Annotated in this window: 12 protein-coding genes; 1 reads left to right on the forward strand and 11 read right to left on the reverse strand. The window is 40.7% G+C overall.

Translation table 11 applies throughout. The features are described 5' to 3' along the window. Positions 1-47: 47 nt before the first annotated feature. The 5 genes from ACYVHJ_RS17590 to ACYVHJ_RS17610 form a co-directional block, all read right to left on the reverse strand. Positions 48-1,499: a c-type cytochrome domain-containing protein gene (locus tag ACYVHJ_RS17590; RefSeq protein WP_460517380.1), complete on the reverse strand. Its 1,452-nt coding sequence runs from the start codon at positions 1,497-1,499 to the stop codon at positions 48-50. A 5-nt stretch (positions 1,500-1,504) separates the two neighbouring features. Further along, positions 1,505-2,992 carry a DUF1501 domain-containing protein gene (locus tag ACYVHJ_RS17595; protein ID WP_339903052.1) on the reverse strand — a complete coding sequence of 496 codons (1,488 nt, stop codon included), beginning with the start codon at positions 2,990-2,992 and terminating at the stop codon, positions 1,505-1,507. Continuing rightward, a complete protein-coding gene (locus ACYVHJ_RS17600; RefSeq protein ID WP_339903053.1) occupies positions 2,989-5,793 on the reverse strand; it encodes a DUF1553 domain-containing protein in 2,805 nt (934 codons plus the stop codon). The genes ACYVHJ_RS17595 and ACYVHJ_RS17600 overlap by 4 nt, the downstream gene beginning before the upstream one ends. A gap of 167 nt (positions 5,794-5,960) precedes the next feature. After that, positions 5,961-6,200, reverse strand: a complete 240-nt coding sequence (locus ACYVHJ_RS17605; protein WP_460517385.1) for a hypothetical protein — start codon at positions 6,198-6,200, stop codon at positions 5,961-5,963. A 246-nt stretch (positions 6,201-6,446) separates the two neighbouring features. After that, on the reverse strand, positions 6,447-6,833 hold the full coding sequence (locus tag ACYVHJ_RS17610) for a VOC family protein (protein ID WP_339903055.1): 387 nt from the start codon (positions 6,831-6,833) through the stop codon (positions 6,447-6,449). A 481-nt stretch (positions 6,834-7,314) separates the two neighbouring features. On the opposite strand from ACYVHJ_RS17610, the gene ACYVHJ_RS17615 reads away from it, so the two are divergent. Further along, entirely contained in the window at positions 7,315-8,319 is a 1,005-nt protein-coding gene (locus ACYVHJ_RS17615) for a Gfo/Idh/MocA family protein (RefSeq protein WP_460517387.1), read from the forward strand. 219 nt (positions 8,320-8,538) lie between these two features. On the opposite strand, the gene ACYVHJ_RS17620 is transcribed toward ACYVHJ_RS17615, so the two are convergent. From ACYVHJ_RS17620 to ACYVHJ_RS17645, 6 genes are all read right to left on the reverse strand, one after another. Continuing rightward, a complete protein-coding gene (locus tag ACYVHJ_RS17620; RefSeq protein WP_460517390.1) occupies positions 8,539-9,960 on the reverse strand; it encodes a sodium:solute symporter family protein in 1,422 nt (473 codons plus the stop codon). Next, positions 9,957-10,184, reverse strand: coding sequence for a hypothetical protein (locus ACYVHJ_RS17625; RefSeq protein ID WP_339903058.1), 228 nt, complete (start codon positions 10,182-10,184; stop codon positions 9,957-9,959). Before ACYVHJ_RS17625 ends, ACYVHJ_RS17620 begins: the two co-directional genes overlap by 4 nt. 113 nt (positions 10,185-10,297) lie before the next feature. Further along, a complete protein-coding gene (locus ACYVHJ_RS17630; protein WP_339903059.1) occupies positions 10,298-11,068 on the reverse strand; it encodes a 3-ketoacyl-ACP reductase in 771 nt (256 codons plus the stop codon). A 12-nt stretch (positions 11,069-11,080) separates the two neighbouring features. After that, the gene (locus ACYVHJ_RS17635; RefSeq protein ID WP_460517398.1) at positions 11,081-12,223 is read right to left on the reverse strand and encodes a Gfo/Idh/MocA family protein; all 1,143 of its coding nucleotides are present in this window, start codon (positions 12,221-12,223) and stop codon (positions 11,081-11,083) included. A 12-nt stretch (positions 12,224-12,235) separates the two neighbouring features. Then, positions 12,236-13,066, reverse strand: a complete 831-nt coding sequence (locus tag ACYVHJ_RS17640) for a sugar phosphate isomerase/epimerase family protein (protein ID WP_460517401.1) — start codon at positions 13,064-13,066, stop codon at positions 12,236-12,238. Beyond that, complete coding sequence (locus tag ACYVHJ_RS17645; protein WP_339903152.1) at positions 13,063-14,445, reverse strand: glycosyl hydrolase; 1,383 nt, start codon at positions 14,443-14,445, stop codon at positions 13,063-13,065. The genes ACYVHJ_RS17640 and ACYVHJ_RS17645 overlap by 4 nt, the downstream gene beginning before the upstream one ends. Between the last annotated feature and the right edge of the window lie 134 nt (positions 14,446-14,579).

The raw sequence follows: 14,579 nt of genomic DNA on the forward strand, positions 1-14,579 counted from the left end.
ACTTCCTTAGATAGTTCGGGAAATCCTATTGCAGAATCCGGCTTAAATCAATTACTAACCGCTATGGGTTTTACTTCTACATTGGTTGAATCCAGAACATTTACTTCATAGCCCAGATTGATATCAAGATTTCCAGAATTTTCCATAAAGGCGGCTGCACCCTCCCTACTTACCTGCGTTTCCCATGCGTACAAACGTCTCAAATTAGGTAAACTTGCAAGGTGGGCAAGCCCTTCATCTGTAATACTTGTGCCATACAGGTTGAGTGATTCCAAGTAAGTAAGCCCCTGCAGATTTGCCAGCCCGGCATCTGTTACTGCTGTTTTTTCTGCCCTTAGTCTTGTAAGGTTTTTCAATTTTCCCACTTCCGCAAGTCCATTATCCGACAGTTGGGTATTTTTTACATCCAACCAGGTTATTTGCTCAGGGAAATCTGCTGCTAATCTTGTAAGAATGGCATCTACTGAATCTTTTCTATACAATGTAACTTGCAACCAATTGTCTTCATTGGAAAGTCGCTTAATCGCAATGCCTTCATTCACGTATGCGTTTAATTTTTCTTCTTCAATGGCTGTGGTACCTTCTGCCAGTAAAATTTCTACAGCGGATTTGTTTGCATTGGGATCAGACAGCGTAAGCAATACATTTTGCACTTCATCATCCGCCTCAAGTTCAGCCACTTTCTTATCAAATGACGCTCCTTCATTGATCCACCATTCTAGCAATAGCACTTGCTCATCAGTGAGCTGTGACTTGCCTTTAGGGGGCATATGGTCATCATGGTTTTCTTCCAGATGTACCCTTTTGATCATTTCACTTTCTGCCGCACTTCCGGGTTCAAAAATGGCACCATTCTCTCCACCTTTCATAAGGGCTTCTGGGGTGTGCATTTGTAGGTCCCCTTTCTTCTTGCTGGCATTGTGACAGGAATTGCAGCGCTGCTCCATGATGGGATGGATGATATCTACATACACCACCGCTTCATCCAAATTTTCGATTAATTTAGGTCCTTTTTCTTCCACAGGTATCCCGGCCAACCTTTTCATGGTATCGGGCATGTACTGGGTAAGGTAAGTAGAACCATGCGTTAGCGATCCACCATAATGACCGGCACCAGCAAGGAGCAACATCATCACAGAGAGCGTGCCTATATAGGTCCTTTGAATTTGTACCGAAGGTTTTTTTTCTCGTTTATAATGTAATCCCCAAGCTGCAAAAGCGAAGATCACCAATAAAATCCCTGCCCATTTGTGAATAAACAAAAGGTCCTCTCCATAGTCTCCGGCTTGGGCCAACATTAAGCCCAGCACAGCGGTGAGCAGTGCAGACAATGCGCCAAGGGCCAAAACAAAACCCACAGCAGGTTTCAGATACGAAAACTGATCTCTACGGGATAGAATCTCCATTAGAAATCCCAAGGCTAAAAAGCCAATGGGTAAGTGTAAAAACAGGGGGTGAAACCTGCCGAAGAAAATAATAATATCTGATCCTTGTTCCATTTAATTTATGCGATAACTTTACTAACTACTTTACCGGACACGTCCGTCAATCTAAAATCTCTTCCCTGTGCAAAATAGGTGAACTTTTCATGATCCATACCCATTAAATGCAGAATGGTAGCCTGCAAATCATGGACATGAACTTTATCCTGAATACCATAATAACCTATTTCGTCGGTTTCTCCAAGGGTAAAACCACCTTTTACACCACCGCCGGCCATCCATACCGGAAAAGCTTCTGTATGATGATCTCTGCCTTTAAATGGCCACTCTTTTCCTCCCCTATTTTCTTGCATAGGCGTGCGCCCAAATTCTCCTCCCCAAACAACCAGGGTATCATCAAGCAAACCTCTTTGTTTCAAGTCTTTGACCAAGGCTGTCATGGCCTTATCTATGGGCTTACATTTAATTGGTAGGCCGGTGTCCAATGCTTCTCTCTCTTGTACGCCATGCATGTCCCAGCCCCAATCAAACAATTGAACAAAACGAACACCCTTTTCAATCAGCCTCCTGGCTAGCAGACAATTATTGGCAAAAGAAGTCTTTCCGGGCTCAGTCCCATACATTTCATGGATATATTCAGGTTCATCTTTGATATCCATTACCTCCGGAACAGAGGTTTGCATGCGGTAAGCCATTTCATATTGAGAAATTCTGGTCAGGGTCTCAGGATCTCCAAATTCTTTGTATTCTTTCTCATTGATTTGGTTGATGGCATCTATGGTTTGCTTTCTAAGGTTTCCATCTATTCCGGAAGGATTGGAAACATAGAGTACCGGGTCACCTTCCGAGCGACATTGCACGCCTTGATAGACAGAAGGCAAAAACCCACTTCCCCAGACTGATTTTCCTGCATCAGGGGTATTTCCTCCTGAAACCAAAACCATAAAACCCGGCAAATCTTCATTTTCGGAACCTAGGCCATAGGTAACCCAGCTTCCCATACTTGGACGTCCGAGTCGTGGTGATCCTGTTTGCAAAAGCAATTGTGCAGGCGCATGGTTAAATTGGTCTGTGTGCATGGTTTTAATCAAAGACACATCATCCACTATGGTTGAAAAATGGGGCAAATTGTCGGAAACCATCATCCCTGAATTCCCTCTGGGTGAGAATTCAGCTTGTGGTCCCAACATCTTAGGTACACCTTGAATAAAGGCAAATTTCTTGCCTTCCAAGAGAGACTGGGGGCAATCTTTCCCATCCAATTTGGCCAACTCAGGTTTGTAATCAAACAGCTCTAACTGAGAAGGTGCTCCGGCCATGTGCAGGTATATGATCCGCTTGGCACTGGGTGCAAAATGAGGAACCTGCTTGCGAACAAAGGCTTCTATATCTGCCTGAGTATTTGTAGGATTGCTTCTTCCACAACCCAATAAACTTCCCAAAGCAATTCCACCCAAACCGGTGGTACACTGTTTGATAAAGTGTCTTCTCGTCCGGCTTTGCAGTTCCCTATATTGATATTCACTCGTTAAATCAATTCTTTTACTCATGATTTCATCAGAAATTCGTCCAAATTCATTACCACATTGGCCATTACTGTAAACACTGCCAATGCTTTGTCCTCTTCCCCTGTTAATTTACAAATCTCCTCAGGGCTGTTTTCGAAATAAGTTTCAGTTTGATGGTAAACATCTTTTAAGTCTTCCAACTTTTCTTCACTAATTCCCCTTATCATTGCATAACTATAAAGTAAGGAAAGTTGCTTATCCACATCAGCCGCTTCGTTTTTCAACACTCTTCTACCAAGAGCTACTGCAGCATCCAGATAAACAGGATCATTTAACGTCACCAAAGCCTGAAGCGGTGTATTGGTTGCTATTCTTTTGGGTAAGCAAAACTCCCTGCTGGGGGCATCAAAGGATATGATGGATGGATAGGGACTGGTTCGTCTCCAAAAGGTATACAATGCTCTTCTGTATTTATCATCTCCTTTGCTGGTTTCCCATTTTGTTCCACTGTAAACCACTTGCCAAATTCCTTCCGGCTGTTCGGGCATCACACTTTTTCCAAGCATTTTTTTACTGAGTAACCCGGATACTGCGAGTGATTGGTCCCTTACTTGCTCAGCATTCAGCCTCAATCGGGGCCCTCTAGCCAGCCACTCGTTTAAAGGATCTTTCTCTTTGGCTTCCTGAGTATAATGGGATGACTGCCTGTAGGTAGCTGACATGACAATCGCTTTCATCAATTTCTTCATGTCCCATTTGAGGTCCTCCATAAATTTGATTGCCAGCCAATCAAGTAATTCAGGATGTGTGGGGGCAAATCCCTGGGAACCAAAATCCTCCAAGGAGGATACAATCCCTCTACCGAAAAACTGTTCCCAAATTCGGTTTACCATGACCCTAGCCGTAAGTGGATTTTCCTCACTAAACATCCACTGTGCCAAACCCATACGGTTTTCTTCATACTTATCAAAAGGATTCCAAATCTCCGGAACGCCCACAATTACCTCATCTCCGGGCACCATCCAGCTCCCTTTCTCAAACACCCTAGAAATCCTTTGGTGATTAGCAGGAAGATCAACCATTACAGGGGTTGTCTCCTTCTCTTTTTCAGAATTAAAAAGCGAATACATGGCTTGTTCAATTTCAGGGTAATTTTCTTTATCCCCACCCGGCAAAGCATGATGAAGCATCAACCATTCAAAGGTGCTCGTTTGCTCTACCTCATCTTTTCCTTCCCACACAAGGTACAGATCATGCTTTCCTATTATAGGTTTTATGGGCAATGTAATTACCTCATTCAGGTAATAGGTTACCTCCTTATTTTCCTCCTCATTAAATTCCTTTTTGAACCTTGCCTTTACCTTCCATGCTCCAATTTCAGTACCATTGATACTGTCTAAACGAAAAGTAATCTTCCCCTCATCCCCATTGGTCCTTGTCTTAAATACCAACCGATCTTCTCCTTCGAATGAAAGGCCTTTAGTGAATGCATATACTTTCTCATTCACCTTAAAAGTAGCCGTTCCCTGAATGGGCAGGCCTTTGTCCATTTGATAAAAATAATGTGCATAGAGTTTGGGCACCCCCAACCTAAGCAGTTGGGTGTAATACTTGCCCTTTCTTCCCTCCTCACCATGTTCATTCGCCCAATTTTTAATTTGAGCTAATTTCTCCAGATCATCTTCCTCCTTATAGCTTATCAAAACAGGTGACTCACTGGGAACATCAGCATCTGCCGATTGATTAAAAAACGCCATACTACGGTAATAATCTTCGTGGCGAATAGGGTCATAGGGATGGCTATGACATTGTACACATTCCATGGTAGTTCCTTGTAATACCGTCCATGTGGCATTTACCCTATCTAATACAGCGGCTACCCGAAATTCTTCATTGTCTGTGCCCCCTTCATCATTGTTCATTGTATTGCGGTGAAAAGCGGTAGCGATAAAATCCTGGTCAATAGCATCGGGTTTTAAATCTCCTGCCAATTGGTCCATTACAAATTGATCGTAGGGAATATTTGCATTGAATGCATTTATAAGCCAATCTCGGTATTTCCAAATTTCCCTTGGCCGATCTGCTTCATAGCCTTTTGAGTCAGCATACCTGGCCAAGTCCATCCACATGGCAGCCCAGCGTTCCCCATAAGCAGGTGAAGCCAATAAACTGTCCACAGCCTTTTCATAAGCATTGTCTGAATTGTCATTCAGGAAATCTTGCATTTCTTTAAGACTGGGAGGCAAGCCTGTGATATCCAAGCTTAGCCTTCTTAATAAAGACTGTTTGTCCGAAATGGGATTAGGGCTCAGTTGTTTTTCTTCCAGCTTAGCTTTAATAAAATGATCTATTTCATTTTTTGCCCACCCTTCATCTGTATTGGGAACATCAGGTTTTTCAGGTGCTTTATAAGCCCAATGATCCTCCCATTGGGCACCTTGGTTGATCCACCGGGAAAACAAAGCCACCTCTTCATCAGAAAGTGGTTCCTCTTCCAGAGGCATGCGATACTCAGGATTTCTATGGGTAATTCTTTGAATGAGCTCACTTTTCTTGACATTCCCCGGAACGATTGCCCTTTCACCCGATTCATTGACTTCCAATGCTTCCTCTTCAAATAATAAACTGAAGCCCCCGGAACGTTTCACGCCTCCATGGCAAGCAATGCATTTATTATTAATTATAGGTCGAATGTCACGATTAAAATCGATCCTTTCTCCCAGCATTACCTGAGGAATATATTGATGCTTATTCTCTAAGGGTACTACACGAACAATCCACCATAATAACCCTAAAACAAATGCAGATGATAATACTATTAATACGTTTTTTTTACTGATCATAATTATGGTTTTGGCTAATCCGCCTAATCACCAAACAAAGTAAAGAAAAACATGTTCAATTCAAATATAAGATTTAAGGAAAGGTAAAAACAATATTATTAGGCCATAAAAAAAGGTAAGCGCCGAACACTTACCTTTACCAAAAAGAAGATTAAAAAGTTCACCAACTAATCTTTCAACATCTTAACTTTTAAATCTGCCAGATGCTTCAAATAGGTATCCTGTATTTTTTTCCAACTTTTTTCTTGCGCATTTTGATCGCTTGCAATGGGTTTATTTTTAACTGAAAGAACTGTTTTTTCATCATCACTATTTAATCCGGAATGTCGAAACTCATTCCGTTCACATGACAAGCATATAAACAATAGCAAAAGAACATCCGGTAAGAACAATAATTTACTTTTCATTTCGATGAAATAAGATTGGCTTTATAGACTCTACGTATTCTTTTTTTCTTTTGTCCTGAAAAAGTGACTTTTTTAAAAAAATATTATACCCTCATTTATAATTATTGAAAGTAAGGGGCTAATCAATTTCAAGAATTGAAGAACTTTGACTCCTTGATTGGCATTTATGCACAAGAAAGTCTGCTATCAATTATTGACAAGCAGACTTTCTTGTTTTATATTACCGTCTTTTGGAAGCGAAATCTTTTATTTCAGCATTGGATTTGCCCTTTTGCAAAATTGAATGGCAAGTCCCCAAGGGTCTCTCATCATTAGTAATCGGGTACCGTCTTCTAAAGTATCGTCACTTACAAGGACAGCACCTGCTTTTTGTAACCTTTCCTTTTCTTCTTCCGGTTTTTCAGAAACGAAAGCCAAGTGTACCATTAAAGGATCCTGGTTCGCATAATCCAATATTTCAGCAGCAGGATTATTGTACAGTTCTATCATTGCTTTCCCACTGTCATCAGATAAAAATATCATGTAGGGGGAAGTGGTCATTTTTTTTACCACCTTCATACCCAAATGCTCCTCATACCAATCCGATACTTCAAGAGGATGTTTTACATTAAAAGCGATGTGTTCAATTTTCATGCGTTCTTAATTTAATATGAAACGATTTGTCTTAACTAAATTTGCTCACAAAAAACCCCTCCATGGATCGCGAAATCTTTATGGAGGGGAAAATTAAAAATATCTTTATTGAATTAGTTATAAATTTTGGGCAAAATTGACTCAAGACTTTTACTTGTAACAAATGTAAAAAATTATTTGAATGAATAAGTCTAAAATTCATTTTTCAATGAAATAATCTAGGGACGACAATTTATTGTCCATCTGAAAACCTGGCAATAACGCATTTTAGTCTTGGGCAAATGTGGCGATAATAATTCAGCAATCAGCAAACTAAATGGAAAGGTATATTTACAGCTCAAGCATGCCCATTAATTGTAGATTCATCAAAGAAGCCTTTCTGATTTTGGCTTTGCTTCACATTAATAGTAAATTGCTATAGCAAACGCTCCCTTACGCTTAGGGGGTATTTTCTTTAAATTGTCTTTAAACTCAAATATCAATGAAAAAAAAATTGAAGTGGGGAGTACTTAGTACTGCCAAAATCGCCAGAGAAAAGGTCATTCCTGCAATGGCAAACAGTGATTTGTATGAAGTTTACGGCATTGCATCCAGAAACTTGGAAAGGGCACAAGAAACAGCAAAAAGTCTGGGTATACCAAAGGCTTATGGTTCTTATGAGGAGCTTATCAATGATCCGGAAATAGATGTCATATACAACCCACTGCCAAATGACATGCATGTACCGCTGACGCTAAAGTGTATTGAAGCAGGAAAGCATGTCCTTTGCGAAAAACCTTTTGCATTGAATCATGAGGAGCTCGACGGACTTATCGCTGCAAGAAATAAATACAATGTAAAAGTTGGTGAGGCTTTTATGGTGGCCTCAAATCCTCAGTGGATAAAAGCCAGAGAATTGGTAAAAAGTGGTTATCTGGGTAAAATAAAAGCGGTTCAAGGATTTTTTAGTTATTTTAATGATGACAAAGACAACATCAGAAATATCGAAGAAATGGGAGGCGGAGGCGTTTGGGACATTGGATGCTATCCTGTTTTTACCTCCAGGTTTGTCTTACAAAAAGAACCGGGAAGATTGGTTTCAATGCTGGAATATGATCCTCAGTTTAGAACCGATAAAATAGGTTCTGTTCTATTAGATTTCCATGAAATCCAAATGACCTTCACCATCAGTACACAATTGACCCCATATCAGCGGATGCTGTTTTTTGGTGAGAAAAAAATATTAGAGGTAAGGATCCCTTTTAATGCACCTTCGGATCAACCCAATGAAATATATATCCATGAGGGGGACTTTTCTAAAGACAATGCAGAAAAGATTGTTCTTCCGGTGAGTAATCAATACACAGAACAAGCCATTGATTTCTCCAAGGCTATTATCGAAGATACCGAAGTGCCGGTCACCTTAGAAAACACCAAAGCCAATACTAAGGTTTTACAAGCTATTTTTGAATCTGACAATAGCGAAAAATGGGTGAATATTAATTGATACTCAATCAATATTGAATTCCATTATTTAGTTAAATGGACTACAAAAAGTAGACGGTTTAGTTAAAAGACCAATCTACTTTTTGTAGTTTTTTTATAATTTTTAAATGGTATTAAATAAATACGCCCCTGCATTTTTCAAAGCAGAGGCGTAATAAATATTTGATTGGATTCCTTAGATTGCTATTCAATCAAGAGGTATATCCATTTATAGTTTTAATTATTCATTGACTTTAGTGTCAGAAACCACACGCTTTTCACTGCTCAGGTAACTTCCTACAGCAGAAATTCCAAGAATTATAAATAACAATAAGTCTAGACGATAACCAAAATACATGCTTGGAATTATACCTCCCAAAGAAAGTAAGAATATGGCCAATCCACCTAAAGACAAATAAATCATAACCGGGGAAATTTTTCTATCACTTAAAATCCCCAATAAAATCATTGGTCCCATAATTCCTGTTCCGGCAAAACTCACCCTTGCCAGCAATACCAACTGATCAAAAACGATGATTGAAAAGATAAAAGCAATGGTTGAGAAAACGAATATTCCTATTTTAGTTCGCTTCATAATTACTTTCTCTGCACCTGTAAGCAATCCCCTCAACTCAGAACCCATGGCAAAAATCATGGCATTGGTAGTGGATAATCCGGCGGCAATCAATCCTATAATGGCCAAAGCGGCAACCGCATCATGCTGATCTGTAAGAAAAGCGTTGGCAAAGAACTCATCTCTACCTAATTCTCCATAGAGGTCGGCTCCATACATTCCGATAAAAACTGTAGGAAGAATCACCAATATAGCAAAAGCTCCCAATGAGACCGCCATCAATTTCATCGTGTTCATGCTTTTCATTACCACAATTCTCGTCGTAAATTGAGGCTGAGTAACCGGTATCATCAAAATTGCAATAAGCGATGCAAGTAGAAACTGTGGGGTTAACAAACCTTGAGGACCAGGCGTTGAAAGTAGTTCTTCTTTTACGGTTCCTACTTTTTCGAACATTGGTCCAATACCTCCAAAGTGATCCAAGCAAACCCACCCGATGATCCAAATGACGGCTAGCAAAAGCACGCCTTGAATGGCATCACTAAAAATAATTGCCTTTAGACCTCCAATTTCACTATAAGTCAACATGATCAATACAATCCCCAAGGACCATCCCCATGCCGGCAATGATTCCGGGAAAGCCGCATCCATAAATATGGCAATCCCTTGAATTTGGATCCCAACATAAGGAATCAAGAACAAAAAGGCACTAAGGAAGAAGGTGTAACCTGCCAATTTATTGTCATAGCAACGGGAAATCAGCCCTGACACTCCTCTAAACTCCATTCCTCTGACTTTTTTACGAATTTCGTAACCAAACCAAAGCAATACAAATACCATGGCACCATCCGAAACCGCCAGAAAAATCCATGCGCCAATTCCGTTGATTCGGAAGAAATCAGGCATTCCCAAAAAGGTAAACGTACTAAAAAGTGCTGCTGCAAATGTCAGCACCCCCAAAGAAAGGCCAATATTACCACCGGCCATCATAAATTCCTCAGATGATCTCCCTTTCTTATAAGACTTGAGAGAAGCAAATACCAGCATGCCTGCGTATATCAGACCAAAAACCCAAACCCAGAAAATCATAAATCGTCCTCCTCGTTTTGCATGCCCGGATGTATCCTAGTACCTATAAAGGTAATGACAACCAATAATACGGTAATGATAAAACTTGTCCAAAGACTGTAAGGAACGCCTCCCAACATGGGTTTGGCTACCCCTTGAGGAATGATCAAGGGTGTGTAGGTAATGATGCATAAGAAAACTGCTGCAAAGCAACATATTCTCCAGTATAATTTCTTTTTTTCCATTTGAATTGGGTTTAATATCTTGAATTGACAATATACAATTGTTGGTTGATTCTGCGCAAATATTTATATAAAAGGCCAAATGGCCGGAGTAAGCTCCGACCATTTGGCACGATTTATAATCTTGGCAAAGTCAAACCTCCATCTACCATGATCACTTGACCTGTAGAATATGGGAAATCACCTTTAGCTAAGGCTGTTACCGCCAAACCTACATCTTCCGGCAATCCCCATCTTGGCTGAACCATCAGTCCTTCACCAATTAACTTGTCGTATTTTTCTTTGACACCAGAAGTCATATCTGTAGCGATCACTCCCGGTCTTACTTCATATACAGGAATATTGTATTCACCAAGTCTAACAGCAAACAATTGGGTGGCCATACTCATTCCGGCTTTGGCAACACAGTATTCACCACGGTTTACTGAAGCGACAGTGGCAGAAATTGAAGAAACGTTGATAATCGAACCTGTAAAATCTTCTGCTTTACCTTTCTGCTCAATCATCCAATTGGCAGCCAATTGAGAGAGGAAATAAGCTGAATTAAGGTTGGTTTTCAACACATAATCGAAGCTCTCTTCTGTGGCTTCCAAAATGTCCTTTCTTTCCTTGGGTGCTACGCCTGCATTGTTTATCAGCACATTCAAGCGACCATAATGGGCCTTGATTTTGTCCATGATTCCTTGTCTCTCTTCAGCACTTCCTACATCTCCCCTGCAATAGACAACATCAGCTCCCAAAGCCTTCAATTCTTCAAGACTGGAAAGTACATCCTCTTCCTTTCGCATGCCGTTGATGGCAAGATCAAAATTTTGTTTGGCCAGGCATTTCGCAATCCCCAAACCAATTCCACGGGATCCCCCCGTGACTAAGGCTACTTTTTTCATGGGTTTGTTAATTTATAGTTCCGGGATATCTAACCAAGCCCTTTTCTCCCAGCTTTCCAAGCCTTTTTCAGCCAATTGTACACCTCTTGCACCTTCTTTCATATCCCAAGGGAAAGGAGAATCCGTAACAATATGCTTCAAGAACAATTCCCACTGTACTTTAAATGCATTGTCCATAGGCTCTTGCTCCGGCACCTTAGACCAACCTTCGTAAAACTCAATTGGTTGAGGGATATCAGGGTTCCAAACCGGTTTTGGGGTATTTCCATAATGCTGTATATAACATTCCCTTAGACCGGCTACTGCAGAACCTTTGGTTCCATCCACTTGTACTGTAAGCAAGTCATCTCTTCTTACCCTTACCGTCCAAGATGAATTAAACTGGGCAATGATATCACCTTCCAATTCAAATGTTGCATAAGCAGCATCATCTGCTGTACATTTGTAAGGTTTTCCTTGCTCATCAACACGTTCCTTGATGTGCGTAGCTCCCATACAAGATACCGCCTTTACTTTACCAAAGATATTGTCCAATACATATCTCCAATGGCACAACATATCTACGATGATTCCTCCGTCATCTTCTTTTCGATAATTCCAGGAAGGTCTTTGTGCAGGAATGGTCTGTCCTTCAAACACCCAGTATCCAAACTCACCTCTTACAGAAAGAATCTCGCCAAAAAATCCATTTTCAATAAGTCTTTGAAGCTTTCTTAAACCGGGAAGCCATAACTTATCCTGAACTACCCCATTTTTTACACCAGCTTCTTTACAGATTTTATGCAATTCCAAAGCTGTCTCCGTATCTACAGCTACCGGTTTTTCACAATAAATATGTTTACCTGCTTTTACCGCTTGCTTTACAGCATCAGCTCTTCTGCCTGTGGTTTGGGCATCAAAGTAAACACTGTATTGGTCGTCATTCATGACACTGTCCAAATCCGTAGTGTATTTGGCCACTCCTGATCGCTTACTTAAAGCTTTTAATTTGTCTTCATTTCTACCTACCAAAACCGGGTCAGGCATAATGGTATCCCCATTGTCTAACTTCACCCCGCCTTGTTTGATAATTTCTGCGATACTACGCATCAAATGTTGGTTGGTGCCCATCCTTCCGGTGACACCGTTCATGATAATTCCTACCTTGTGTTCCATTTCTATATTTTTTTAACTCTTATAATAACTTTCAACAATCTTGTCTAAGAACTCTTTTTGGTCTCCTGCCCAGTGCCTGTCAGAAAAAATTTCTACTTCATTGAAGCCGGAAAATCCTGCTTCCTCGGCCCATCCTCTGATGGTTGGAATGTCTATACAACCTTCTCCCATTAAACCTCTGTCATTCAAGAAATCAACAGTTGGGCTCATCCAGTCACATATATGAAAGGCATAAAGATTGTCGTTTCGACCACATCTTAAAAGTTCTTCTCTTAAATCAGGATCCCACCACAGGTGGTAAACATCAGCGGCTACACCAACATGATCTGAACCTATGGCTTCTGCCATATCATTGGCCTGTCCCATGGTGTTCACTGCAGATCTGGTATCTGCATACATGGGATGCAAAGGCTCTATGGCCAACTTCACTCCATGCTCTATTGCAAAAGGCAATACCTTTTCAATCCCTTCTTGGATTTGTTCACGAGACCTTACTAAAGATTGACCTGGATCAGCACCACATACCAATACAATCATTGGAGCACCCAATGCAGCAGCCTCTTGAATGGCCTTATAATTGTCTTGAATGGCCTGCTCTCGGGTCTTTGAAGACACCGACGGGAAAAACCCTCCCCTCACCAAAGATACAATTTCCAAACCATGGCTTCTCAACCTTTCTCCGGAAGCAGCTATATCTCGTCCTCCAAGATATTGGCGCCACACGGAAATTCCTTTGACTCCTACTCTTTCATAGTTTTCAGCAGCTTCTTCCAAACTCCAAGGCTTTGTAGTAATGGTGTGAATACAAAGCTTACTTAAATCTTTTATAGGTTTCGGACTCATGACAGACAATTAAAGAAAGTGTAGTAAGTATCTTTATCTATGATGCGTTGTACATACAAAGCCAACTCTCTTGCATGATAATCTCCCCACATGCTGGATTCATTACAGGCAATTTTTTGACCTGCAGGCACATTGTCCCATCCGTTTGGTTCGTGATAAATGGAGTGCAAAATCAATCCTTGGTGATTTTTATCTGTGCTTAGGTAGGGCTCGTCCAACAAAGTTTTGAGAACGGTAAGCCCTGCTTGCCAGTATGTATTTCCTTTTTTCTCATCCCCGTTTTTCTTTAGGTAATGACCTAGTCTCAATAATCCTTGAGCACCGATGGCAGCTGCAGAACTGTCTACCGGTTCAAAGTCATTGTAAGGGTCCGCAGGACGAGAAAGATAATCTCCAAGTTTATGAAGATTAGGTGCTCCTGTATCCCAATAAGGGATGCCGTCCGTAGGTGTATGCTCAATATAAAAATCGCAAGATGCTGTAGCTGCCTTTAGCAAAAACGCTTTGATCTCTGCAGGGTCTCCATAGGCTTTTAACGAATTTTCCGATAAAGTTTCTATGTATTCTAGCTCCTCAGCAAAACCACACATGGCCCAGGCCAATCCACGTGTCCATGTCGAAAACCCAGTATATCCTTGCTGAGAATTAGGGCAACGAAAATTGCCGTCATTGGTATTAAAGACACTTTCGTGTGCCGTCCTACCCCAGAGATCATACCTGTCTCTACCTTCACCATAATAGACAGAATAATCGGCAGTTGCTTTGGCATGTTGTAATCCCCTAACAAGAAGATTGACTTTCTTGTCATTCTCTTCTTGGAGCACATGTCCCAAGCTATGGCTAAGCATTAAAATCCTTACGGTTCTAATGGTATCCACAAAGAGGGAATGGGGACCATTGAAGGAATACATGAATCCACCATCTTTGATGGGAGACCATCGGCTGGCTTGCACAGCTCCTGAAATCTTCAAGGCCAGTTCGTAATAATTTTTTTCCCATTCAACATATGGAATTTTTTCCTCCACCATTAGTCTCAACAAATTACCATAGGTGCTGACATTGTTGAAACCATGGTCATGTACTCCAGTGTGGCTGATGTGAGGGGCCATGTATTGATGTGTCTTTAGCTTTCCTTTTTCGAGATAACTCTTTTCACCTGTGGCATCAAACTGCAAGATGGAAGAGCCAAACTGAAAGCCTTGTGTCCATTCGGTCCATCCTCTGGTTGCATATTTTCCGTCTACAGTAAAAACCGGGGAACCTTGATTTTGGGGATATTCCTTTTCAATTGCGGAGATTTTCTCAGCAGAGAGTTGCCAAAATTTATCCAGAGCAGATTTTAAATCTTTGGCTTGGATTTCAGAATCAATTGCAATCATAAATTTAATGGGTTTAAGTTTATTTTGGAATTGAGATTTGTACCTTTAAAATTCAGTATTATAATCTGATTTCTAAAACGTCAAATCATGCACTTTTTGTTTAAGATGATAAAGATATCTTAAAATTTATCAAG

This window comes from Cyclobacterium sediminis, from assembly GCF_054781075.1.